Genomic DNA, 26,061 nt, shown 5'->3' with positions numbered 1-26,061 from the left:
TAGTTCTCGCCGCCCAATTCCACGGTGGCATCGATCGCGGCCTTGACCTGCACGGCCGCACGCGCCACCACGTTGAAGTCCGGGTTGGTGGATGCACCGTTCATGTAGCGCGGGTGCGAGAACAGGTTGGCGGTGCCCCACAGCAGCTTGATGCCGGTGTCGGCCTGGCGCTGCTTGGCGATGCCGACCATGTGCTTCAGATTCTTTTCGTACTCGCCGATGTCGTCGGCATCCGGCGACAGGTCCACGTCGTGGAAGCAGTAGTACGGCACGCCGAGCTTGGTGAAGAATTCGAATGCGGCATCGGCCTTGGCTTCGGCACGATTCAACGCGGTGTTGCCCACATCCCACGGATACGCGCGCGTGCCCGGGCCGAACGGATCGGCGCCGTTGCCGCAGAAGCTGTGCCAGTAGGCCACGGCAAAGCGCAGGTGCTCGGCCATGGTCTTGTCGCCGACCTGCTTGTTGGCGTCGTAGACCTTGAAGGCCAGCGGGTTGTCGGAATCGCGGCCTTCGAAGCCGATCTTGCCGATGCCGGGGAAGTATTCCTTCGCGCCGATGTAAACGGTGTTGCTCATGGGGTGTGATGTCCTTGGTTCTGGGGGAGTGGTGAATCAGTCAGCGTAGAGCGGGCTGACGACATGCAGGTGCTTGAGGAAGGCTTGGTAGTGCTGCTGATATTGGGCCACGCGCTGCGGATCGGGATGCGCCGACAGCTCTTCATCGATCTGCAGATGCTCCAGCACCACCTCCGACAACGCGGCATCGCCACCATCGTCGCGATCGCAGGCCCACAAGGCCTGCAGCGCGGCACCGAAGGCAGCGCCTTCCGGCTGGCTCGGCACCACGACCTGCAGGTTGAAGATATCGGCCACCATCTGCCGCCACTGCGCGCTCTTGCTGCCGCCGCCGGTGAGCAGGATGGTATCGAACTGCAGGCCGGCAGCGACGAAGGCATCGAAGCCGTTGCGCAGGCTGTAGGTCGCCCCTTCCATCGCGGCGCGATAGAAATGCGCGGCGGTGGTGTTGTGCAGGTCCATGCCGAACAGGCAGCCGCGTGCGTCCGGCAAATTGGGCGTGCGCTCGCCGTTGAAGAACGGCAGCAGCACCAGGCCATCTGCGCCCGGCGTGGTGCTGGCGATCAAGGCGTCGGTCTGTTCGCGGGTGATCGAGAACATGCGCATCACCGCCTCGGTGGCGACGGTGCAGTTCATGGTGCAGATCAGCGGCAGCCAGCCGCCGCTGGACGAGCAAAATGCGGCCCAGCGTGCGTCGTCGTCCACCACCGGGTGATCGGCGTAGGCGAACAAGGTGCCCGAGGTGCCCAGGCTCATGGTCAGGCGCCCAGGCACCACGTTTCCGGTGCCGATGGCGGCCATCATGTTGTCGCCGCCGCCGGTGGTGACACGCACGCCGGCCGGCAGATTCAGCGCATCTGCAGCGGCATCGGACAGGGCGTAGACCGCGCCGGTCTCCACCAGCGGCGGCAATGCAGTGCGCAGATCGCGCTGCGCATCCACTGCGCTCAACATGCGCTCTGACCATTGCCGCGTGCGTACATCCAGCCAGCCAGTGCCCGAGGCATCGCCCACCTCGGCGAAGCGCTCGCCGGTGAGCCAGAAGTTGATGTAGTCGTGCGGCAGCATCACCGTGGTCATCGCCGCATACGCCTCGGGCCGGTGCTTGCGCGTCCACGGCAACTTGGAGGCGGTGTAGCCGGCCATGATCGGGTTGCCGGCGGCGGCCACGCTGCCTGCCGCGCCGCCCACCGCGTCCATGATTTCGTCGCATTCCAGTGCGGTGCTGGTGTCGCACCATAGCTTGACCGGTGCGGTGACGCTGCCATCGGCAGCCACCGGTACGAAGCCGTGCTGCTGGCCCGACACCGAGATGCCGCGCACGCGCGCACGCTGCTCACCGTCGAGCTGCGCGAAGCAGTGCACGATGCCGTCGATCCACCACTGCGCATGTTGCTCGCGGGTGCCATCGTCGCGGCTGATCAGCTCCATCGGCGCGGCGATGGTGGCGACCACCGCGCGCTCCTGCGCGTCGTAGGCCACCAGCTTGACGCTCTGCGTGCCCACGTCCAGTCCTACGTACAAGCTCATTGCTTCACCAATCGGTTGTTGTTGAGTCCCACCTGCTGGGTGCGGCCGGCGCCCAGTTCCAGGTCCAGGGTCTGCCCTGCATAGGACAGTTGATAGCGCCCGCCACGATCGCTGTGCAGGCGTGCCTGCTGCAAGCGACCGGCATCCCAGTCCAGATCCACGCTGGCACCGCCGCGCACACGCAAGCCACGCACGCTGCCGCGCGGCCAGGCGCTGGGCAGGGCCGGCAGCAGGAACACACTGCCGCCCCAGCTTTGCAACAGCATTTCGGTAATGCCGGCGGTACCGCCGAAGTTGCCGTCGATCTGGAACGGCGGATGTGCGTCGAACAGGTTCGGGTAGGTGCGCTCGGGCGAGATCAGCAGTTGCAGGATGCGATACGCATGCTCGCCATCGGCCAGCCGTGCCCAAAGATTCAGGCGCCAGCCGATGCCCCAGCCGGTGGTGTTGTCGCCGCGCGTTTCCAGCGTGCGCTTTGCGGCGGCGGCAAGCTCCGGCGTGTCGCGCAGATTGATCTGGCTGGACGGATGCAGCGCGTACAGGTGCGAGACGTGCCGGTGATGGATCTCCGGCGCTTGCATGTCCCAGTCCTGCTGCCATTCCTGCAACTGCCCGGCCTTGCCGATGCGGTTGGGCGGCAATTGCTCGCGCAGCGTGCTCAATTGTTGCGCGAACTCCGCATCCACCTTCAGCAGCTTGCTCATCGCGATGCACTGCGCGAACAGATCGCGCAACAGCTGCGCATCCATGGTCGGGCCGGCGCAGAGGGCGGCACCGAACGGATGCTGGTTTTCCGGCGACATCGACGGGTTGGTCACCATCGCACCGGTCTGCGGGTCGCGCACCAGCGTGGCGACGAAGAACTCAGCCGCGCCCTTGAACAAAGGGTAGATCTTGCTCAGGTACGCACGGTCGCGCCCGTAGTCCCAGCGGTCCCAGAGCTGTTGCAGCAGCCACACCCCGCCCATCGGCCACAGGCTCCACTTGGCGCCATCGATCGGCCCGGCCTGGCGCCATAGATCGGTGTTGTTGTGCACCACCCAGCCCGGCGCACCATAGAGCGCACGTGCGGTATGCGCGCCGGTCCTGGCCAGGTCGAACAGCATGGATTCCAGCGGTTCCACGCACTCGTGCAGTGCGTTGGCCTCGCTGGGCCAGTAGTTCATCTCGGTGTTGACGTTGATGGTGTACTTGCTTTCCCACGGCGGCTGCATCAGGTCGTTCCAGATGCCCTGCAGGTTGGCCGGCTGGGTGCCGGGCCGCGAGCTGCAGATCAACAGATAGCGACCGTATTGATGATAGAGCGCAGCCAATGCCGGGTCGTCGCCGCCGGCAAACTGCTGCACACGTTGATCGGTGGGCAGCGCTGCCGCTTCGCTGGTACCCAGGTCGATCGCCACGCGCCGGAACAGGCGCTGGTGATCGGCCAGGTGCGCACGCAGCAATGCCGCGTAGTCCAGCTTGCCCGCCTTCTGCATGCTGGCTGCGGTGAGCGCAAGCGGGTCGCCATCGACCATGTCGTAACGCTGGTAGCTGGTGGCTGCGGTGAGCAGCAACACCACTTCATCGGCGCCCTCGATACGCAAGCGATCGCGCAATGCGGTCACCGTGCCGCCTTTGACCTGCGGCAACACGCGCAGCGCAAAGCGCAACTTGCCGTCGATGCCGGCAAAGCTGCCGTTGCGGCCGCTGAACAGCAAACTGCCCTGCTCTGCCGTGACCTCGCCGCGTTGCGGGCTGTCGATGCCTACACGCAAGGAAATCGCGCGCGGGCGGTCGCACGACAGACGCACCACGATGCATTGCGACTGCGCAGAAACGAACACCTCGCGCCGATGCAGCGCGCCGCCGGAGCGGAAGCTGGTGGTGGCCAGCGCGGTATCCAGATCCAGCTGGCGCCGGTACTCGCTGATGCCGTCGGCACGATCGAAATCCAGCAACAGATCGCCGAGCGGTTGATACGGCATCTGCTTGAGCGGACGCGAGAGCAGCTTGGCGTCGGCCAGCTGTTCGGCCTCGGCATAGCGCCCTGCAAAGATCAGCGCACGCACCTGCGGCAACGCGGCCAATCCCTCCGGGCTGGTGGAATCGTAGGGGCCGCCGGCGTAGAGCGTGTCTTCGTTGAGTTGCAGGCGTTCGTGGGCAATGCCGCCCCACACCATCGCGCCGAGTCGTCCATTGCCGACCGGCAAAGCCTCCACCCATTCGTTGGCCGGTTCGCGGTACCACAGCTGCAATGCATCGGCGGGCGCGGCGGCCGGCAACGCGGCGTGTTTCGACGACGCTGCAGCCTGCGCGGCAACCGGTGCGGCGCCCAGGACCGCAAGCGCGGCCCCGGTTGCCTTGCACAGCTCGCGCCGGGTCAGCACGGCCACCGCCGTGCTGCCTCACCGGAACCGCCCGCGACTGCCTTGCGGCGTTCCGGCATCTGCTCGCTCATCGACTGAAGACAGCCTGCGATCATCGACGACGCGCTTTGCCGGACGCAATCTTGCGCTGCAACACGCTGACCGCCTTGCCGTCGTACTGGATGCTGGTGTCGGTCTTGGGCTCGAGCGCACCGGCGTCGTCGCGCGGGCCATCGACGAATCGCACATTGATGGTGCGCTTGGCCTGCATGCCGGTCCAGCTGCCCTCGCGCTTGCCGATGCTCAGCTCGCCCTTGGCCTGGTTCCAGACCAGCGGAATGCGGCTGAACTCGCCCTTTTCGTAGCCATAGCCCTTGCCGTCGTCCTCGTACAGCGAGAACTCGCCATCCGCACCGGTGTAGACCACCACCGTCAGCGGCGCATCCGGCTTCTGGTCCACGTATTCCTGCACCGGGCCGGTGGGCACGATGGAGCCTGCACGCACGAACAGCGGCATGCGTTCGATCGGCGCGGCCGCTTCGATGCTCTGGCCACCTTCGTAGCGCTTGCCGGTGGCGAAATCCAGCCAGCTGCTGCCGGCCGGCAGATAGACCTGACGCGAGGTGGCGCCGAAGCGGGTCACCGGTGCGACCAGGAACGCCGGCCCGAACAGGTACTGGTCGTTGATGTCGCGGACCTTGGGGTCGTTCGGGAAGTCCATCATCATGCCGCGCATGATCACGCCATCGCGCTGGTAGGTATCGCCGGCCAGGCTGTAGATGTACGGCAGCAATGCGTAACGCAGGCGGTTGTAGTACGCCATGCTCTCGTAGAACGGCGTGCCTTCCGGAGCGATGTTCCAGATTTCGCGGTACGGGAACTGGCCGTGCGAGCGGAAGATCGGCACGAAGGCGCCGAACTGGAACCAGCGCGTGTTGAGTTCGCGCCATTCCGGCAGATGCGCCGGGTCCTGGTTCTCGTAGCGCTTCTCGACCGCAAAGCCGCCGATGTCGAAGGTCCAGTTGGGCAGGCCCGACAGCGCCATGTTGACGCCACCGGAGATCTGGTCGCGCATATCGTCCCAGCGCGAGACGATGTCACCGCTCCACACCGCCACCGCATTGCGCTGGGTGCCTGCATAGCCCTTGCGCGAGAGGATGAACACGCGCTTGTCGTCGGCCGCACGGTCGCCCACGTACACGCCATGGGTGTGCGGCAGCGGATAGGAGTTGAAGTATTCGGTGGACGAGCCCAGCGCGTTGGGCGTGGTGCGCGCCTTGCGCTCGCCGATGTCCAGGTTGGAATGCACGTCCGGTTCGTCGGCGTCCATCCACCAGGCATCGAAGCCCTTGCTGTTGAGCTTTTCGTTGACCTGGCGCCAGTAGATTGCCTGCGCCTTTTCCGAATACGGATCGTAGAAAGAGTTCTTGTAGCCCTTGCCGATCCAGTCCAGCTCACCCACTTCCACGTTGCGCTTGTACATGAAACCGGCGGCATCCAGTTCCTTGTAATTGGCGGTGGTGGGATAGAACTTGGGCCAGATCGAAATCATGATCTGCGCATGCATGTCGTGCACGGCCTTGACCATGCCGTCCGGATCGGGGAAGTGCTGCGGGTCGAAATCGTGCGAGCCCCAGGCATTCTCGGGCCAGTACGACCAGTCGAGCACGATGTTGTCCAGCGACAGCTTGCGCTTGCGGTACTCGCCCACCGCGCCCACCAGCTCGTCCTGGCTCTTGTAACGCTCGCGGCTCTGCCAGAAGCCGTAGGCCCACTTGGGCAGCATCACCGACTTGCCGGTGAGCTCGCGGTAGCCGGCCACCGCCTGGTCGTAGGAATCGGCCGAGACGAAGTAGTAGTCGATCATCTGGCCGGCTTCGGACCACAGCGACAGATCCTTGGCTTCGGTCGCCGGCTGCGGGTCGCGGTGCAGCAGCGCGATGTAGCTGGGGTCGATCAGGTCCCACTCGACCTTGACGGTGTGGCGCGTGCCCGGCTCCAGCTCCAGCTTGAACTCGTGATTCCACGGGTTCCAGTTCTGGCGCCAGCGATCGATGATCAGCTTGCCGTCCACGTACAGCTTGGCGTACTCGCTCGAGTACAGCGAGAAGGTGTGCTCGCCACCGGTGAGCGCTTCGATCTCGCCCTCCCAGGTGACCTGCATGCGGCTGTCCTTGTCCTTGGTGATCGCCTTCTTCGGATACTTGGTCAGGTCGCTGAGGTACTGGTAGTTCACCTCGCTCTCGCGACGCTCGACGATCTGCTTGCCATTGATCGCATAACGCGCGGTCAGCGCACCGGCCTTGCCCCTGGCGTCGTACAACTTCAGCGTCTTGGGCAGCGGCTGCAGGCCACGCGGGTCGCCCAGGCGGCTGATGGAGTTGTTGTCCCATAGCAGGCCGTAGTTGCGGCTGGACACCAGGTAGGGCACCGCCATATCGATGTTGTTCTGCTGCAGCTCGACGTTGCGGCCCTTCTGGTTCATCCAGCCCTGCTGGTGCTGGCCGAAGCCGTACAGGGCTTCGTCATCGGGCGACTGGAAGCGCTGACGCACGCTCAGGTACTGCTTGCCTTCCACCTTCAGCGGCGCAAAGCTGCGCCCGCCGGCCACTTCCGACAGCACCGGCTTGCCATTGGCATCGGCGAAGCTGACATGGCCATCGACGGTGGACACGGTGGCGGTGACCTTGCCGGTCTTCAGCTGCACGCTGTCGCCCTGTTCGGCCAGCTGGAAGGCGCCATCGCCCTGCACCGGCACGCGCATCAGGCTGGGGCTGCGTGCGAAGTCGCCGTCCGGGTCGGCGCTGACGCGGATGATGCCGGCATCGACCACCTGCAGGCGCACCGGGGCGGCGCCCTTGGCGCTCGGCACCACGGTGACGCCATCGGCGGCCTTGCGCACTTCCTGCGCATGCGCGGCATTGGCCAGCAGGGCCAGCGACAACGCCAGGCAATGGGCAAGCGGTGTACGTCGGTTTGCAGGCGCGGCGCCGGCGGAACGGATGGTGGTTTGCATGGTCACTCCCTTTGAATTGCGAAACGCTGCCGCGGGGGCGGCAACGCATGGGTTGCTGATTATTTGTAGGTGGCGAGCTTGATCTTGAGCAGCTGCGGCACGCTGGAAAAATTGACGCCGTAATCGGTCTGGTCGCCGTTCCAGTTGCGCTGGAACTTCCACTGGGCGCCGTCGTACACGCCTTCCTCGACGCGGTCGTAGAACATGTTCGCCGTCGCGTCGCTGGCCGGGTGCAAGGTCACGCGCACGTGGTAGCCGGTGACCAGAAATTCATCCGGGCCCAGCTCGGCGATCAGGGCGGCGCCGATCGGCTCGGGGTTGCCCGGCGGCTCGCCCTTGAACCAGAACTGCGGCACGCCGTAGGTGATGGTGGCGCCCCAGCGGTCGTTGAGCTTGAGCTCCTGCACCGCCTGGCCGGGCTCTTCGGCGGTGCCGTGCAGCTTGCCTTCGGACGCGGCCTTGGCGAACGGGCGCATGCCCATGCGCACGGCCTGGAACCCCAGCGCGAACGGTGCCAGTGTTTCTTCGTTGACGTGCTTGGCGCCCAGCGGGTAGTTGGAATAGCGCGTGTAATCCATGCCGAAGGCCGACCAGCCGATGCCGTTGTGGCCCAGCGTTGGATACAGGTAACGCGCGTACTCCTGGCGGTTGCCGGTTTCGGCCACGAACAAGGCATTGTCCGGGCGCGCATAGCGCTCCAGCACCGTGGTGTACATGCGGTATTCGGGCATGTAGATGTCCGGCGCCAGCAGATCGATATGCGGGCCGGCGGCCTTCCACACGTCGAGCACGTTGTCGGTGGGGCCACCGCTGGCGTACTGGCCGGGCTGACCCGGATTGAAGGGGCCACGCAGCGCGGCATTGACGTACATCGGCAACGGGTATTCGGCCTTGCCGGCTTCGGCCACCTGGTCGATGTAGCGGCCGATCGACCACGCATGGAAGATTTCATCGGCATCGGCGCCGAACACCTGCGCCCAGTTGCCCGGCTGCTTGTTCAAGCGCTTGAGCAATGCGTCCGGTACCGGGCCGTCGAACAGTTTTTGCGCCATCGGCGAGAAATCGCGCACGCTGCCGTAGGTGCCCGGCTCGTTCTCCGGCTGGATCATGATCACGGTGTGTTGCGGGTCGACCTTCTTCAGGTGCTGCATGAAGGCGACGAACGCCTTGCGGTCGGCGTCCAGGGTGGCCTGTGCGTGTGGCGACAGCGAGCCGATCGCCTTGCCCTCGCGGGTGATCACGCGCGGGAAGCGCTGGTTGTCGGCCTTGACCCACAGCGGGGCATACGCCGGACCATTGTTCTTCCAGGTAGCGAACCACAGCAGCACCAGCCGCACCTTGTGTTCGCGCGCCTGGGCGAGCAGCGTATCGACGAAGGAGAAATCGAACTTGCCCTCTTCCGGCTCGACCTGTTCCCAGGCGATCGGCACTTGCACCGTGTTGGGACCCAGCACCTGCATGGCCGGCCACACCTTGTCCATCACGCCGGGGTAGTTGCTGGAATTGTTGACCTGCGCGCCCAGGATCAGGAATGGCGCGCCATCGACCATCAACGCATGCTTGCCGTCCTTGCTGACGAACTGCGGCATCGGTGTCTGCGCTGCCGGCGCCGCCGCAGTGGCAGGTGCCGTCGCTGCGGTGCCGGCAGCCGGTGCGGGGCCAGCAGGTTTGGCCTGTTCGGCCTGCTCGCCGGATTGGCATGCAGCCAGGGCCAGTGTCAGCGCGGACAGCAGCAGCGGACGCAGGCAGCGGCGTGCAGTGGAAGGAGTAATCACACGTGCAACGGGGGAATGCATGGACATAAGACTCCTGGTCACCAGGTATCGGTGCGGAAGGGGGAAACAGGAAGTGCGTCGCGATTGATCAGGTTGGCGTCGTCGGGGTTCTCGCTCCAGCCATAGCGCACGGCAACCGGTGCAGGCACCGCATCGCTGCGCACGATCACGCGGTCGCCCTCGATCTGCGCGGTCGCCGGATGAAAGCGCTGATCGGCACCGGCGATGCGCAAGCCCTGCACCGCGCCACCACCACGGACCTGCAGCGCACTGCCCTGCAGATCGAAGGTCAGCACCGCCTTGCCGCCTTCAAAGCTCGCGCGCTTGAATACCGGTGCGCTGTAGACGAGCGTCTGGCCGTAGGCCACGTGCCGCGCGGCGAGCGCCAGGCGGTGGCCGACATCGCGCTTGTTGGTGGGATGGATGTCGGTGGGGTTGCCGATATCGATGATCACTGCCTGGCCAGTCGCCGGTAGCGCCAGCGTCTTGGACTGCGACTCGCGCAACAACGCCCACGGGCTCAGCTCGCCCTTGTCGCCACCGGCCTTGAAGTTGGCCAGCTGCACCCACAGGAACGGCAGCGTTTTCGCCCCGCGTTCGGCGCGCCATTGCTGGATCATCGCGGCAAATTGTTCGCGGTACTTCACCGCGCCGGTGTCGCTGGCATTGGTTTCGCCCTGGTACCAGATCACGCCCTTGACCGGGAACGGCTGCAGCGGATGGATCATCTGGTTGTACAGCAGCGTGGGCAGCTGGTTCTTGTTGTCGGTCAGCGACACGCGCACGGCGGCGGGACGGAACTTCCAGCCGCCCAACGCGCGCTTGGCACCGGCGCTGGTCTGCACGAAGCGCTGCTCGTCCGGGCCATGCATGCCGCCGCCGCCACTGAGATCTTCCACCCGCACCGCGATGTGGTTGACGCCTGCATGCAAGGCAGAGGCAGGCACCTGGTAGACGCGCGGCAGGTTCCACTGTTTTTCGGTCGTGCCGACCTGCTGGCCATTGACGTAGGTGATGTCCGAATCGTCGATCTGCCCCACGCCCAGCGTGAGGCCGGCCTTGGCCTCGGCCGCGCTCAGTGTCACCGTGGTGCGGTACCAGGCGATGCCGTCCATGCCGTCGTACCCGCTGGATTCCCACTGCTGGGTGGTCGGGATGCTGTCCCAATCGCGGTCGTCGAACGTCGGTTCGCGCCACTGCGGCATGTCGCCATCCACCTTGGGCCAGCGCGCGATGCGCTTGCCGGTGGCGGCCTGTGCGGCAGCGTCGCGTTGCTTGATCGCCTCGATCGCGCCCTGGTTCTGCTCGGCATTCAAACCCAGCGACGCGGCGTCCATCCACGCCTCGATCGAACTGCCGCCCCAGGTGCTGTTGACGATGCCGATCGGCACGCCGGTGCTGGCGCGCAGCTCCCTGGCGAAGAAATACCCCACCGCGGTGAACTCGCCGGCAGTGTCCGGCGTGGCCGCTTTCCACGCGCCACCGGTCAGGCGCGTTTCCGGCTGCAACGACCACGACTTGGGCACCTTGAAGTGGCGCAACTGCGGGTCGTTGGCGGCGGCCATCGCCTGCGGACCATCGCTGGCCTGCGCCAGTGGCCATTCCATATTCGATTGCCCGCTGGCAAGCCAGACATCGCCGACCAGTACATCGCGCACCTGCAGCTGCCCGCCATCGCCCTGCACGCTCAACACGTACGGGCCGCCGGCGGTGTGCGCCGGCAGTGTGACCTTCCATGCGCCCTGCGCGTCGGCCCTGGCGGTGGCGCGCTTGCCATCGAAGCTGACGGTGATCGCGGCATTCGGCGATGCCCAACCCCACACCGGCATGGGCTGGTCGCGCTGCAACACTGCGCCATCGGCAAACAACAGCGGCAGGGTCGGCTGGGCCAGCGCGAGTGGGCTGGCCAGCGCCAGAGCCAGCAGGCAGGCGCGGCAAACGAGACGTGCGGTCATACGGTGATCTCCGGCAGCGGCGCGGCCAGTCGGCGCGCAGCGAGGCGATGGGGGATAAAGCGGGTCAAGGTACGGCAGCGCGATGCCGCGCGCAGGCACGCAGCGCTCATCGTGGGTCGCCATAAAAGATGCCACGGCCACCGGTGGCGAAGTAGACGCGACCAGCAAGTCGCGGGTCGCCGGTGACGCTGTAAGGCTTGCCGAAACGGTGCGCGTCGTCGTTGATGCGCAGCCACTGCGCGCCCTCGTCGTCGGAACGGAACACACCATCCACACCGGCCACCCGCCCGGCCAGATACAACGCCGGCGGTGCACCCGCGCGCAGCGGCTTGCCGATGCCCAGCGAGCGCGCTTCATCCGGCTTGGACACGGTCTGCATGCGTGCGTCCTGCCAGCGCAGCACGCCCAGCGATGGACTGGCCAGATACACCACGCCGGCACGCCAGGGGTCGGGCCGCAGCTGCGGACGCGCGCGCTCATCGCGCGCAGGGTTGCCTACCTGTTGCCCGGTATCGCGGAAGCTGGCCGCGCCGTCGGTACTTTCATAAAAGCGTCCGCTGACGGTGTCGGCGGCATACCAGCGCTGTGCATCGACACGGTCGGCCACCACCACCGCAGTATCAGGAAGCCCTTGCACGCGCTGCCAGCGCTTGCCGAAATCGGCCGTGCGCCAGTTGCCGCCGTTGGCGGGCGCCCAGACCACCTGCGATGCATCGGCTGCGATGGCAATGGTGCCCGCACCCTGCCCGGCCGGCGGTTCGCTGGTGAAGGCGCTCCAGTGCGCGCCGCCATCCTGCGACACCAGCGCGCGGATCTCGTTGTTGCGACGATCGCGCACGGTGCCGCTACGCACCACGGTCAGCGGCGCCTGCCCCGCAGCATCGATGCTCTCGCCGTTGGTCAGACGCGGGCCACCATACTGCAGCTGCGCGGTGTCCAGCACGTCGTGGCGGAATCCATCGATATCGCCCAGCGCGCTGAGCAGATGCGCACCGCCCATCGGGCTGAGCAGGTCCAGGGGCACGGTCTCTTCCAATCCACGGTCCTGGAACCACCACTGCAACGGCTGCCGCTTGACGGCGAAATCGCGCAGGTTGCGCGAGGCCCAGATGCCGTAGCCGGTGACGAACAGCGCGTGGTTGCCGTCAAACGGATCGATCGCCAGCGCGCCCATCCAGTGCGGTGTGGCATGCGCGGTCCACGGCGCGGCGCTGTGATCGAACACCGCATCGGCCAACAGCGGCGTCCAGTGCTTGCCGCCGTCGACGCTGCGGAACAGCTCATCGCGCGGCGCACGCCGGCGGAAGGTGCTGGCCAGCAGCACCTGCGGATCCTGCGGGTCCACCGCCACCGCGCCCCAGCCGAAACCATCGCCATCGGCCGGTTGCGGAATCGGGCTGATCTCGCTCCAGCGCCCCTGCGCCGGGCTGTACTTCCACAACGCCCCCCCGGCCATCAAGTCCGGGCCGGGCTGATCGCCATAACTGAGATACCACTGCCCATCGCGGCCGCCGTCCATATGGCTGGGGCGCAAGCCCTGCGGCTGCCCGGCCACCGCCGACCAGGTGCGACCGGCATCGTCGGAGACATACAGGCTGGTCTGCGCGGTGGAGACGCCGACGTAGATCCGTGGCGTGGGACTGCCAGCTCGGCCGCTGGCGGGGTCGAACACGACAAAGGCGATCCCCACCGCCTGCTCGCGTCCGACATGGTTGCGCGCAGTGGCAGCGGCCAGCGCCTCGGCAGGAAATCCTTCCACCCGCGCCCAGTGCGCGCCGCGATCATCGCTGCGCCACAGGCCTGCATCACGTGAGCCCAGCAACAGCACCCGGCCATCGTGCGGGTCCACCGCCAGCCGCTCGCCATTGGCGCGGCCAAGCTGATTGCCACCAAGCTTGAACGGCAGCTCGGCGCGCTCGAAGTTTTTGCCGCGATCGAACGAACGCAGCACCGCCGCAGTGCCGGCGCGCGTGTGCATGTAGGTGCCCGCCGCCAGATAGAGGGCATCGGGATTGCCGGGGTCGATGGCGAACGCATCGATGCCCATCAGGTTCCAGTCGTCGGCGCCCAACCAGTCGGTCAGCGCCACCCACTGCTGCACATGCGCATCCCAGCGATACGCACCACCGACATCGGTGCGCGCATAGGCAAGATCGCGTTCGGCGGGATGAAACACTACACCGGTGACAAAGCCGCCACCGCCAATGGCCACGCTGCGCCAGTGGTAAGGCCCCTGCGTGACGGGCTCGGCCGCGTACACGTGAGACGTCATGAAGAGCAACACCAGCGTCAGGCAAACGGCAGTCGGCCACGCGTGTGCTGCGAAAAAGCGGCGCTTAGTAGGCGGATCGATCATGGCGATCATTCCTCCGGCTCCCTTCGCGATCGACGGCAACCCCATCGATAGGAAAAACACCGGCCCAGCGAACTGCCTGCACAGCTCGCCGGACCGGCGACGCACTTCCTACGGCGCGTTCTACAGGCTGGCCCGCAAGGTCAGGCCATACCGACGATCGTTGATCACGAAGTCGCGGTAGCGCGACTCGTTACCCAGGTAGCTTTCACGGCGGGTATCGAGCAGATTCACGCCATCCAGCGAAATCGACCACACATCATTGATGTTGAAACGCAGCGAGGCGTCCAGCTGGCCGAAGCCCTTGTTGTAGACCGGCAGATTGCCGGTGCCGTTGCCTGCGGTGGTCACCAGCCAGTCGCTGCGCCAGTTATAGGCCACACGGCCCTGGAAGCGCGAGGTTTCGTAGCTCAGGATCGCGTTGTAGCTGTTCTTGGACAGGCCTTCCAGCGGCACCGTCAACGACTGGCCGTTGGTGTCGGTGGCAGTCGGGCTCGGCGCCTCGCTGTCGACGTAGGTGTAGTTGGTCTGCAGGCCGAAGCCGCTCAGCCAGCCCGGCAGGAAGTCGAAGAACTGCGTGTAACCCAGTTCCGCACCGCGGATCTTGCCCGAGTCGCCATTGACCGGACGGGTGATCTGCCACACCTGGCCGTCGTACACCTCGTTGAAGACGGCATTGGCGATGAAGCCTTCGACCTTCTTGTAGAACAGGGTGCCGTACATCATCGAGCCCTGACCGAAGTACCACTCCAGCGCGGTGTCGAACTGGTCGGCCTTGACCGCTTCCAGGTTCGGGTTACCTGCGGTGCCGGTGAAGGTCGAGGCGCCGTTGGAGGTGCCGGTGCTCAGGCTCAGGTTGGGGTTGAGGCGATCGAAAGTCGGGCGCGAAATACCGCGCGAGGCCGCAAAACGCCACTGCAGCTGGTCGCTCAGCATCCAACGCAGGTTCAGGCTCGGCAGCACGTCGGTATAGGTCTGCTGCGCGTCGACCGGAATCAGGCCGCCGCCTTCGGCGTCGGTACCGGTACGCACGCCCTGCGAGCCGACTTCGGTCCGCACCACGCGCACACCGATGTTGCCGTCGAACGGGATGTCGCCGTCCACGCCGAAGCGCAGCACGCCGTATGCCGCGTAGGTCTTTTCGTTCTGCGTATTGATGTTGTTGGGCGCAAATTCCAGCGGAGTGCCGCCGAAGGTGGCCAGCGTCTCCTCGTAGTTGGCCACGGCCGCATCGGAGGCGGTCAAGGTCGGGCCGAAGGTGCTGCTCTTGCCGCGGAAGAAGTCGGTGATCGGGTTGGTCACCACGCCCACTGTGGGGAACTGCGAGAACGGCGTGCCGGCGCAGCCATTGATGCACATGAAGCGGTAGACGTTGCCCTTGGTCTCGGCATCGCGGTCGGTGTAACGCACGCCAGCCTTGAAGCTGCGCACGAAATCGCTGTCGAACGCCAGATCCATGTCCGAACGCCAGGCGAACTCGGTGCCCTTGTTGTCGTCCTTGTTGTCCAGGTGCCAGCGCCAGCCGTTGTAGTTGTTCTGGTCGGCCAGGAAGCCCTCTGCCCCGCTGGCGTCGGTCACCGACAGCTTGGGCAGGTCGCCACGGAAGTCGACGTTGAAGAACGGCGTGTTGTTCAGGCCGGTCGCCACGATGTAGCGCGTGCCGGTGGTGGTGGCGTCGACGTACTGGAAGTCGGTGCTCAGGGTCAGCTTTTCGTTGACCGTCCACTTGGCGCCCAGCGAGTAATCGGTGGTCACCGAATGCCGCTCGGTCAGGCTGGTATTGGAGTCGGCCGGCACGTTCTGGAAGGTGCCGTTGACGAACTCGTTGCGGTCGTTGACCTGGATGCCGGGCGTGCCCTGCATCGGGTTGGCGCCGGTCAACGCGAAGAACGAATAATCGTGCCAGCTGAAGTCGTAGTCCGAACGCAGCACCTGCGTATAGACCTCGACCGCATCGTTCGGGCGCCACTGCATCGCAAACGCGCCGGTCTTGCGCTCGCGCTCGCCGACGGTGGTGTTGATGCCGGCGCCATGCGGCACCGAGATCTCCTGGCCTTCATAGCCGGGCAGATCGGTCTGGGTGTACCACGGTTCGATCGAGATGGTGTCCTGGCGGAACGGGCTCTTTTGCTGCGAGTAGTTCACCAGGATGCCGATCTCGCCGATCCCGGTCTGCCAGCGATCGCTGAACAGGCCCGAGAACGCCGGCTTGCCGTCGTCTGCCAGGTCGTAATAGTTGTACTGCACGCTGCCGGCGATCTTGCGGCCGTCGTAATCGAACGGCAGACGCGTGCGCAGGTCGACGGTGCCGCCCAGGCCACCTTCGATCATGTCGGCAGACGGATTCTTGTAGACATTGACGCCGCCGAGCAACTCGGCCGACACGTCTTCGAAGCTCAGGCCACGGCCGTCGTTGGCAGTGAAGATGTCGCGGCCATTGAGTTCGGTACGCACCTGGGTCAGGCCGCGGATGGCGATCGAGCTGCCTTCGCCGTAGTTGCGCGAAATCTGGATGCCGGAGATGCGCTGCAGCGCCTCGGCCACGTTGTTGTCGGGCAGCTTGCCGATGTCTTCGGCGACGATCGAATCGACGATCTGCTCGGCGTTCTGCTTGACCAGCTGCGCCTTGGTGACGCTGCTGCGCGTGCCGGTGACCTGCACGGTGTCCAGCTGCTGGGTCGTCGCGTCCGATGCGGGCGCGGCAGTGGTGGTCGCATCCTGCGCATAGGCCTGCGCGCTCAACAGCGTGGCCACACTGATGGCCATCACGGAGCGGCGGAAATCACGGATCGAACGCTGACCCACAGCCCGGCCTGCCGGAATGTGGCGATTTTGCACTGACATGGTGCTCCCTCCCAGGACGCATGTACTACTCGTTTTAGCGGGCCGGTGCGCGAACGCCCTGCCCGTCGTTGTTGCTGGCCCGCATCCGCCACCGGAAGACCGGCAGGTGTGGATGCGCGGTCGCCCTGGCGGGCAGACCTGCGGCTGCGGCGGGAGCATAGGGCGCTGCCGTCATGCCACACCAATGAAATATTCCTGGAAAGGTATTCGTTAAAACTATATCAAGCACGGCAAACCCGGTAGGTCCGGCATTACAGGCCAGACCTACCGAATCCCGGGCAACGGGCTCGACCATGCCGATCAGCGCACAGCCGGGCCGTGACCGGGCGCACTTACCAGTTCATGCGCAGCACCAGCGAATAGCGGCGGTCGTTGACGAAGGACGAGCGCGTGTAAAGGCGCGGGTCCACTTCGCCATCGGCGTACGAGGTCGGGCCCATCAGCACCTTGGTCACCGTGTTGGTGAGGTTGTTGGCCTGCACGCCCAGCTGCAGATGTTCGTTGAAGCGATAGAAGAACGAGCCGTCGAGCTGGCCGTAGTCGTCGGCCCAGGTCGGCAGGCGCGTGGCCGCGTCGCTGGTGGTCAGCAAATACCGTGAGCGCCAGTTGTAGGCCAGACGCAGCGACAGCGGGCCTTTTTCATAGATGCCGGCCAGGTTGTAGCTACGCCGCGACAAGCCTTCCAGCGGCAGCTCGACGCCGGTCACCGTGGTGCGGGTGTACGGGTCGATGGCGGTATTGGCCCCGCCCTTGCTGTCGACGAAGGTGAAGTTGGCATTGATGCCGAAGCCGCTCATCCAGCCCGGCAACTGGTCGAAGAACTGCGTGTAGCCCACTTCGGCACCGCGGATGGTGCCTTCGTCGGTGTTGTAGGGGCGGGTCACCAGCCACTCGCGGTTGTCGTAGGTCTCGCTGCGGGTCTGGGTGGAGAAGTAATCCTTGACCTTCTTGTAGAACAGCGTGGTGTACAGCATGTCGCTGGTATCGAAGTACCACTCCAGTGCGGTGTCGAACTGGTTGGCGGTCATCGGCTTGAGGGTCGGGTTGCCCGCAGTGCCGACGAAGTTGGTCGCATTGCCGGCGTCGTCGGTTTCCACGTTGAGCAGCACGTACGGCTGCAACTGGGTGTAGTCCGGGCGCGCCATCGCCTTGGACGCGGCAATGCGCCACTGCAAGGTGTCGGTGAAGCGGAAACGCATGTTCAAGCTCGGCAGCACGTTGGTGTAGCTGCCCTGCGAGTTGTTGTCGAAGTACTGGCCGGTGTAGCGGGCCTGCAGCTCCGGCGACACGTTCAGACCGGACAGATCCTGAAACTGACCGAAGCCTTCGGCCTGGGTCTTGGTCTGCACGATGCGCACGCCGATATTGCCGTCCACCGGCACGCCCCATGCTTCGTCGTTACCAAAATACAGCGCAGCGTAGGCGGCCTGGGTGCGCTCGAACTGGCGGTTGGTGTCCTGCGGCTGGTAGCTATCCGGCGCCCAACCCCATCCACGCAATGCCACGATCTGCTGCTGCAGCAGCTCCGATGCGCGCCGGTAGTTCTTGACCAGCCCACCGTTGGGCACCACCAGCGTGGTGGGCACGTTCACCCCGCCACGAAAGAAGTTCTTGAAGGTGAACTGCGACGACTCGTCGGGCAGGTACTGCGACATGTCCGCCAGCCCCGTGGCGCTGCCGGGGATCGCCGCCCAGTTGTCCGACAACACGCCCCAGTTGTAGCCGGAGTTCTTGTTGGTCTGGTTGCGGTCGGTGGCGCGCATGCCAAAGCGCGCAAACCGCAGCCAGCTGCTGTCCTGGAAGGTGTATTCCAGGTCCACCCGCGTGGAGAGCTGACGTCCACGGTTCTTGCCCAGGTGATCCATCGCCGCCGCCCAGAAATAATTGGACGGGTCCTGGGGGAAGCCCTGGTTGGCGATGTCCACGCGCGGGTACTTGCCCGACACGTCATAGGTCAACCCGGGCAGGTAGGTCGCGCTGAACACGGTGAAGTCCAGCTGGTCGTTGTCCGACTGCACCAGCTGCACATCGCCCTTGATCTGCAGGTTGTCGTTGAAGTAATGGCTGAAGCCCACCGACAGATCCGAGGTGGTGGTCTGCTGATCGGAGTAGCGGTTGTCGGTATTGAAACGCACGCCATCGCCGGTCAGCACGCCGCGCCAGGAATTGGACACCGGCGAACCGCGCTGGAATACGCCGTCCTGGTCGTACTGGAAGGTGGTGCCCGGTGCCGGACTGATGCTGTTGTTGCTGTCGTTGAAGAACGCCGCGCGCTCCTGCCAGTTCATGTCGTAACGCGACCGCAGGTATTGCGCGTAGATCTCGGTCTGGTCGCTGGGCTTCCACTGGAACGCTGCGGCGATACCGTCGCGCTTGCGTTCGAAATCCAGCTGACGCCAGTTGACGCCACCGGGCACGTAGACCTCGGTACGCCCGCTGCCGGCCAGCACCGCGTCGTCGGTGCGGCGCACATACGGCTCCACCTGGATGCCGTCCGAGCGCGTGGCAAGTTCCGAATGCGCGATGTCGATCATGAAGCCCATTTCGCCGACGCCGGTCTGCCAGCGATCGCTGAACAGGAACGAGGCCGAGGGCTTGTACTTCTTGCTCATGTCGCCGTAGTTGACGTCGACATTGCCGCCGACAATGCGGCCCGGATTGTCGAACGGCATGCGCGTGCGCAGATTGACCGTGCCGCCCAGGCCGCCTTCGATGATTTCCGCCGAGGGGTTCTTGTACACGTCCACGCCGGCCATCAACTCGGCCGGCACGTCTTCGAAACTCAGGCCGCGGCCGCTGGCGGCGCTGAAGATGTCGCGCCCATTGAGTTCGCCGCGCACCTGGGTCAGTCCGCGGATCATCACCCCGCTGCCTTCGGCGGAGAAATGGTCCGGATCGCTGCGTGCGGCGAAGTGGTCGATGGTCACGCCGCTGACGCGCTGCAGGGTTTCGGTGACGCTGCGGTCGGGCAGCGCGCCGATGTCTTCGGCGCTGACCGAATCCACGATCTGGGTGGAGTCGCGCTTGATCACCTGCGACTTGATCAGGCTGGCGCGCACACCGCGCACTTCCACCGTATCCAGATCCACCGCGCTGGCGCCGGCGTTGGTGGCGGGAGCGGTCTGCGGGGACGGCGCCCGTTGCGCGTACGCAGGGGCGGCGAGCAGCAACCCGATGCTGACGGCCATGGCCGAATGACGCAAACGCGGGGTACGACGTGCGTGCACGCCCGTCCCTGCCGAGGCATGGCTTGAAAACTTGTACATCCGAATCCCTCCCAGGACGCTAGACGACTGAAGACTGGTTGTCGCGGCGCCGTGGCGCGGCCCGCGGGATCATGCGGGAGCCGACGCGAACGCCCGCCCCCGCTCTCTCTGGCGGTTTGCCCGCCGATCACCTGCCCGACTTCACGTGCGCTTCAGCGTGCGATCTGGCGCACAGATATAGGCGCACGGTCTAGCGCCAGCCAATGAAAAATTCACGGACTGGTATTACCTCAGGGAATACAAATGGAAGAGCCCGCTAGCCAAGGGATTCCGGCCCACGCAGACCGGGGTACAAACGCCGTGCGGTGGTCCGCAGCGCCTGCAGGATGCGCTCGGCGCCGGGCGGCAGGATGTAATCGCGCCGACGGATGATGCCGAACGATTCCATCCGCACCCCCAGTTCGATCGGCAGCACCGTCAGCAACTTGGCCTGGATCAGCGGCGCCACCGACTCCACCGGCAACGCGGTCAGCATGTCGGTGCCACGCAACAGGGTCGAGGTCACCGGCAACGACGAGGTTTCGATGGCATTGGTCGGCGTCTGCACGCCGTGCTCCATGAACATCGAGTCCAGCCGTGCGCGCAAGACGCTGTCGGCCGGCGGCAGGATCCAGCCGTGCCGTACCAGGTCCGCATGCTGCAGACCGACCCGGCTGGCCAGCGGGTGGCCGGCACGTGCGATCACCGAATGCGGCTCATCGGCCAGCGGCTCAAACTCCAGCTCGCCCACGCCTTCCGGGCCCAGGATGCGGCCGATCACGATATCCAGCTGACCATCGAGCAATTTCGCCACCAACGGCCGGCTGTAGTCCATCTCCACCCGCACCAGGATGTCCGGGAACTCGCGTTTGACCTCGGCGATCGCCTGCGGCACCAGGTTGGTCCCTGGATTGACCACGGTCCCGATCGACGCCTGGCCCATGCGGCCGGCGCGCAGCGCGGCGATTTCTTCCTGGGCCCGGCCGATCTCCGACATCGCCGCGCGGGCGCGCCGGATCAGCACATGACCGTACCAGGTGGGCTCGACACCGCGGGCATGCCGCTCGAACAATTTCACCCCCAGCATGTCTTCCATCTCGGCCAGCAGCTTGGAGGCGGCCGGTTGGGTCATGCTGGCGGCCTCTGCCGCGCGCAGCACCGAGCGTTGTTCGTGCAGATGCAGCAGCAACAGGAGTTGGCGGGTCTTGAGGCGGGCTGCGTTGAACCAGGGAGTACCGGAATTTGCCATGGGTTGCGGTTACGGCCGTGTATTCGTCGGAGGAATAGAATATGCCGAAAATTTCATTTGCAGCACATATCTCCCCGGGCGAGGCTAGCGCTCGCCGCAGCAGGAGCCCCTACCTCCCGGGCGCGGCCAGAACCAGACGTGACCGCCTCTGACCGGGTGGCAGCACGCACGCCATGACTGCGGAGGTGGACGACGATGACGGCATCTTGCCGGCCACTTGCGGGCCGTAGCGCGAAGCATGCAGCTTGGGCATGCGCTGGCGGCCCAGCCATACGTCCGCTCTTTCACCCTCACTCTACTTTGCGGATCGCGCATCGGCAGCACCTGCTTGCCGCCCGCCGTTGCGCAAGTTCCCCCGACGCTGCCGGCCTTCGGGCCACCGACGGCCGCTTTCCGCTCTATCGCGAGTAACACCATGACTTCACAGACCACCGCCAGCCTGTTCGCCTTGCCGCTGATCGCCATCCTGCGTGGCATCACCCCGGAAGACACGCTCGCCCATGTCGGCGCGCTGATCGACGCCGGCTTCGATGCGATCGAGATCCCGCTCAATTCGCCGCGCTGGGCCGAGAGCATTGCGCTCGCGCAGCAGACCTACGGCGAGCGCGCCTGGATCGGCGCCGGCACGGTGCTGCGCAACGAAGATGTCGACACCCTGGCCGGCATCGGTGCGCGCTTCATCGTCACCCCGAACACGCGACCCAGCCTGATCCGCCATGCGGTGTCGCGCGGGCTGACCGTGGTGGCCGGCTTCGCCACCGCCAGCGAGGCGTTCGACGCCATCGATGCCGGCGCAACGATCCTGAAGCTGTTCCCGGCCGCAACTTATGGCGCTGCGCATGTGCGCGCGCTGCGCTCGGTGCTGCCCACCCACATCCCGGTCTATGTGGTCGGCGGCGTCAGCCCGCAGACCCTGGCCGGCTTCATCGCCCAGGGCGCCGCTGGCGCCGGCATCGGCGGCGAGCTGTACAAACCCGCGCAATCACTCGAAACGACCCAGACGCATGCACGCAGCTTCGTGCAGGCCTACCAGGAACTGCAAGGATGAAGATCACCCGCCTCACCACCTACCACGCCGCACCGCGCTGGTTGTTCCTCAAGGTCGAGACCGACGAGGGCATCACCGGCTGGGGCGAGCCGGTTATCGAGGGCCGCGCGCGCAGCGTGGAAGCGGCCGTGCACGAACTGGCCGGCTATGTCGTCGGCAAGGATCCGGCGCGCATCAACGACCTGTGGCAGACCATGTACCGCGCCGGTTTCTACCGCGGCGGCGCCATCCTGATGAGCGCCATCGCCGGTATCGACCAGGCGCTATGGGACATCAAGGGCAAGGCGCTGGGCGTACCGGTGTACGAGCTGCTGGGCGGGCTGGTGCGCGACCGCATGAAGACCTACCGCTGGGTCGGAGGCGACCGCCCCGGTGCCATCATCCAGCAGATCACCGACTACCGCGCGCTGGGCTTTGACACCTTCAAGTTCAACGGCACCGAAGAGATGAAGCTGATCGACAGCGCGCGCGCCGTGGATGCCGCCGTGGTCAAGGTCGCCGAAATTCGCGAAGCCTTCGGCAACACCATCGACTTCGGCATCGACTTCCACGGCCGCGTCGGCGCGCCGATGGCCAAGGCGCTGCTGCGCGAGCTGGAACCGTTCAAGCCGCTGTTCGTCGAGGAACCGGTGCTGGCCGAACAGGCCGAGTACTACCCGCGCCTGGCCGCCAGCACCTCGATCCCGCTGGCCGCCGGCGAGCGCATGTTCTCGCGTTTCGAATTCAAGAACGTGCTGTGCGCCGGCGGCATCGGCATGGTGCAGCCGGACCTGTCGCATGCCGGCGGCATCACCGAGTGCGTCAAGATCGCCGCGATGGCCGAAGCCTACGACGTGGGCTTCGCCCCGCACTGCCCGCTCGGCCCGATCGCGCTGGCTGCGTGTCTGCACGTGGACTTCGTCTCGCACAACGCGGTGCTGCAGGAACAGAGCATCGGCATCCATTATAACGAAGGCGCCGACCTGCTCGACTACGTCATCAATAAAGACGATTTTCAGTGTGTCGATGGCAGTATCGCCGCCCTGCCCAAGCCCGGGCTCGGTGTGGAGATCGACGAAGACATGCTCAAGCGCGCAAACGAAAATCCGCCGGACTGGCGCAACCCGGTATGGCGTCATGCCGATGGCAGCATCGCCGAATGGTGAGCACGCCCGAACACACCGCCGTGCTGGCGGTCGACAGCCGCTGCACGCATGGCGAAGGCGTGCTGTGGTGCGAGCAGCGCCAGGCGCTGTACTGGGTCGACATCGTCGAGAAGCGCCTGTGGCGGCATCATCCGGCCACGGCGCAATCGCGCTACTGGACGCTGCCCGACCGCCCGGGCTGCCTGGGCCTGATGGACGACGGCCGCCTGCTGATCGCATTGGCCAAGGCCATCGGCATCGTCGACCCGGACAGCACCGAAGACGAGCTGTTGCCGTTCGAGAAGCTGGCCGATATCGAAGCAGACAACCCGCTCACGCGCAGTAACGATGGCCGCGTCGACCGGCACGGCAACCTGGTGTTCGGCACCATGGACGAGCACGACAGCAAGGCTGCGCGCGGCGCGATGTATCAGTTCTCGCTGGCCCATGGCTTGCGCGCGTTGCCGTTGCCGGGCGTATCGATCCCCAACTCGATCTGCTTCAGCCTCGACGGCCGCACGCTGTATTACTGCGATTCGGTGCGCCCGCAGATCCTGTGCTGCGACTACGATCCGGACACCGCGCAGACCAGCAACACGCGCGTGTTCGCCACGCTGGATCGCGATGATGCCGAGCCGGATGGCTCCATCATCGACAGCGAAGGTCATCTGTGGAATGCGCAGTGGCGCGCCTGGCGCGTGGTGCGTTATCGCCCCGACGGCAGCGTCGAGCGGATCGTGCAGCTGCCGGTCAAGCACCCCACCTGCAGCGCGTTCGGCGGCGCGGCGCTGGACCGTCTCCATGTGATCTCCTCGCGCCTGGACCATAGCGCCGAAGAACTCGCGGGCATGCCCGAAGCCGGCAGCCTGTTCGTCTGCGACCTCGCCATCACCGGCCTGCCCGAAAGCCGGGTGGCCAGCGCATGATCGCCGTCGACTGGGGGACCAGCAGCCTGCGCGCCTACCTGCTCGACGCCACCGGTGCCGTGCTCGAACAGCGTCGCGGCAGCGACGGCATCCTCGCCTGCCAGGGCCGCTTTGGCGAGGTGCTGAGCGCCTTGATCGACGGCTGGGAAGGTCCGGTCGTCCTGTCGGGCATGATCGGTAGCCGCAACGGCTGGGTCGAGCAAGCCTACCTGCCCTGCCCGGCCGATACCGCCGCACTGGCTGGCGCCATGCGCCGCTACGACGACCTGCTGCCCGGCCGCACGCTATGGTTCGTGCCCGGCGTCAGCACCGGCGCGCAGCACGGCGTGCCCGATGTCATGCGTGGCGAAGAAACCCAGCTGGTCGGGCTGATCGCCGCACTCGGCGACGGCGACCACATCGCCTGCCTGCCCGGCACACACAGCAAATGGGCGACGATTGCCGACGGCCAGCTGACCGACTTCGCCACCGTGATGACAGGCGAGCTGTACGCGGTGCTGCGCCAGCACAGCATCCTCGGCAAGCTCATGTCCGACGATCACGCCGACCTCGATGAAGCCGCGTTCCTGTCGGGCGTGGATCGCAGCGCAGACCCCGGCGGCCTCAGCCACCACCTGTTCGGCACCCGCACGCTGGGCTTGTTCGACCGCCTCAGTGCACAGGCCCTGCCCTCGTACCTTTCGGGCCTGCTGATCGGCCACGAGCTCGGCGAGCATCGCGGCAGCCACGCCACCGTGCACCTGGTCGGCAGCCCGGCGCTGGCGCAACGCTACGCCCTGGCGCTGACGCATCTAGGCGTGGCCACCCAAGCGCACCCGGAAGACCTGGCCGCCGCCGGTCTGTTCGCCCTGGCCCGGCAACACGGCCTGACCTGAGCTGCGCCCTACGGAGACAGCATGCCAAGCCGTCTCCTGCGGGGCGGGAAGGCAAGGATCGCGCGCGCCGCAAGCGCGGGTTGGGGTGAGGGTGCTGCGGAAGACAGCCAACCCGGAAAGATCCAGGCATGTCCCGCACACGAGCGACACATCCAACAACTGCGCAGCACACAATCCGCATCCCACCTCACACCCATCACCGGACTGCTTTAGAATTACCGGGCTAAACGCCGGATTCCGCCATGCCTTTTGTTGTCACCGAAAACTGCATCAAGTGCAAATACACCGACTGCGTCGAAGTCTGCCCGGTGGATTGCTTCCACGTCGGCCCGAACTTTCTGGTCATCGACCCGGACGAGTGCATCGACTGCACGCTGTGCGAGCCCGAATGCCCGGCCAATGCGATCTATCCGGAAGATGACGTCCCCGCCGGCCAGGAAGGCTTCGTCGCGCTCAACGCCGAGCTGGCCAAGGCCTGGCCGGTGCTGACCGTGCGCCAGGAACCGCTTCCCGATGCTGCGGACTGGGACGGCAAACCGAACAAGCTGCCGCTGCTGCAGCGCTAAGGCGCTATCCCGCGCGCGACACCAACGCCGCCCGCAGCCACACCGCACAATGCAAAACGGGCGCCTTGAGCGCCCGTTTTGCTGTCCGACAGCGTTTTGAACCCACTCAGCCGCCGAGCTTGCCCTTCAGTGCGCTGATCACCGCCACCGGTGCAGCGGCCGTGGCCGGCATGCCGCGCGGATCCACTGCCGACACGTAGCTGCCCGCCTCGACCTTGACCACGCGCACCAGGAAGCTGGAACCCTCGTAGCTCACGTCGTAGGAACCGAGCATCTGCGCCTTGCTGGCGATGGTTAGGCCGGGAATCTCGGCCAGCGCCGCACCGACCTTGGCAAACACCTCGTCGCGCTCGCCCGGCACGGTGAAACCGCTGTTGGCGCTGGCAGACGGCGGCGTGTTGTTCTGCTGGGTGGTCGATGCCAGCGTCGGCACCTTCATCGCACCGGAGGTATCGGGCAGGTTCAGATCCGGCGGCACTTCCAGCGGGCGGGCTTCCGGGGCCAACGCATAGTCGCCGCGCGCGCCCTTGTGAAACCAGCTGCAACCACTCGTGGCGGCGACGGTGGCGGTCGCCAGCAACGCGAGCGACAGCACGCGGACGGGGGAAACGGAATGACGCATCGATAAA

General features: G+C 65.8%; 15 protein-coding genes and 1 pseudogene. 5 read left to right on the top strand and 11 right to left on the bottom strand.

Annotation, left to right across the window (positions count from 1 at the left end):
- From FHY18_RS10395 to FHY18_RS10350, 10 genes and pseudogenes are all read right to left on the bottom strand, one after another.
- A pseudogene (locus FHY18_RS10395) lies at positions 1-578 on the bottom strand (xylose isomerase); the annotation flags it as partial.
- A 36-nt stretch (positions 579-614) separates the two neighbouring features.
- Entirely contained in the window at positions 615-2,108 is a 1,494-nt protein-coding gene (gene xylB / locus FHY18_RS10390; RefSeq protein WP_259153932.1) for a xylulokinase, read from the bottom strand.
- Positions 2,105-4,477 carry a glycoside hydrolase family 95 protein gene (locus FHY18_RS10385; protein ID WP_259154077.1) on the bottom strand — a complete coding sequence of 791 codons (2,373 nt, stop codon included), beginning with the start codon at positions 4,475-4,477 and terminating at the stop codon, positions 2,105-2,107. The genes xylB and FHY18_RS10385 overlap by 4 nt, the downstream gene beginning before the upstream one ends.
- 91 nt (positions 4,478-4,568) lie before the next feature.
- Positions 4,569-7,472, bottom strand: a complete 2,904-nt coding sequence (locus FHY18_RS10380; protein ID WP_259153929.1) for a TIM-barrel domain-containing protein — start codon at positions 7,470-7,472, stop codon at positions 4,569-4,571.
- Positions 7,473-7,531: 59 nt separating this feature from the next.
- Entirely contained in the window at positions 7,532-9,202 is a 1,671-nt protein-coding gene (gene galD, locus FHY18_RS10375; protein WP_276577235.1) for a GH35 family beta-galactosidase GalD, read from the bottom strand.
- 83 nt (positions 9,203-9,285) lie between these two features.
- Positions 9,286-11,202 (bottom strand): sialate O-acetylesterase, encoded by a 1,917-nt coding sequence (locus FHY18_RS10370; RefSeq protein WP_259153926.1) that lies wholly within the window; start codon positions 11,200-11,202, stop codon positions 9,286-9,288.
- A gap of 106 nt (positions 11,203-11,308) precedes the next feature.
- Entirely contained in the window at positions 11,309-13,567 is a 2,259-nt protein-coding gene (locus FHY18_RS10365; protein WP_259153925.1) for a cellulase, read from the bottom strand.
- Positions 13,568-13,678: 111 nt separating this feature from the next.
- Positions 13,679-16,399: a TonB-dependent receptor gene (locus tag FHY18_RS10360; protein WP_259153923.1), complete on the bottom strand. Its 2,721-nt coding sequence runs from the start codon at positions 16,397-16,399 to the stop codon at positions 13,679-13,681.
- Between the two features lie 332 nt (positions 16,400-16,731).
- The gene (locus tag FHY18_RS10355; protein WP_259153922.1) at positions 16,732-19,665 is read right to left on the bottom strand and encodes a TonB-dependent receptor; all 2,934 of its coding nucleotides are present in this window, start codon (positions 19,663-19,665) and stop codon (positions 16,732-16,734) included.
- Between the two features lie 256 nt (positions 19,666-19,921).
- Positions 19,922-20,893: a LysR family transcriptional regulator gene (locus FHY18_RS10350; RefSeq protein ID WP_259153921.1), complete on the bottom strand. Its 972-nt coding sequence runs from the start codon at positions 20,891-20,893 to the stop codon at positions 19,922-19,924.
- 415 nt (positions 20,894-21,308) lie between these two features.
- Here FHY18_RS10350 and FHY18_RS10345 point away from each other — a divergent pair, with 415 nt between their 5' ends.
- From FHY18_RS10345 to fdxA, 5 genes are all read left to right on the top strand, one after another.
- A complete protein-coding gene (locus FHY18_RS10345; protein ID WP_259153920.1) occupies positions 21,309-21,941 on the top strand; it encodes a 2-dehydro-3-deoxy-6-phosphogalactonate aldolase in 633 nt (210 codons plus the stop codon).
- Complete coding sequence (dgoD, locus tag FHY18_RS10340; RefSeq protein WP_039404273.1) at positions 21,938-23,086, top strand: galactonate dehydratase; 1,149 nt, start codon at positions 21,938-21,940, stop codon at positions 23,084-23,086. Before FHY18_RS10345 ends, dgoD begins: the two co-directional genes overlap by 4 nt.
- Positions 23,080-23,991, top strand: coding sequence for an SMP-30/gluconolactonase/LRE family protein (locus FHY18_RS10335; protein WP_259153917.1), 912 nt, complete (start codon positions 23,080-23,082; stop codon positions 23,989-23,991). The genes dgoD and FHY18_RS10335 overlap by 7 nt, the downstream gene beginning before the upstream one ends.
- A complete protein-coding gene (locus FHY18_RS10330; RefSeq protein WP_259153916.1) occupies positions 23,988-24,866 on the top strand; it encodes a 2-dehydro-3-deoxygalactonokinase in 879 nt (292 codons plus the stop codon). The genes FHY18_RS10335 and FHY18_RS10330 overlap by 4 nt, the downstream gene beginning before the upstream one ends.
- A 242-nt stretch (positions 24,867-25,108) precedes the next feature.
- Entirely contained in the window at positions 25,109-25,432 is a 324-nt protein-coding gene (gene fdxA, locus FHY18_RS10325) for a ferredoxin FdxA (RefSeq protein WP_005994928.1), read from the top strand.
- Positions 25,433-25,538: 106 nt separating this feature from the next.
- Here the strand turns inward: fdxA and FHY18_RS10320 are convergent, their stop codons facing one another.
- On the bottom strand, positions 25,539-26,054 hold the full coding sequence (locus FHY18_RS10320) for a hypothetical protein (protein WP_104611331.1): 516 nt from the start codon (positions 26,052-26,054) through the stop codon (positions 25,539-25,541).
- Positions 26,055-26,061 lie beyond the last annotated feature (7 nt).

The organism is Xanthomonas sp. 3793 (genome assembly GCF_024806835.1).
In the GTDB taxonomy this organism is placed as follows: domain Bacteria; phylum Pseudomonadota; class Gammaproteobacteria; order Xanthomonadales; family Xanthomonadaceae; genus Xanthomonas; species Xanthomonas arboricola_F.
Note: the sequence above shows the minus strand (reverse complement) of the source record. Positions and strands in the feature narration are given on the sequence as shown.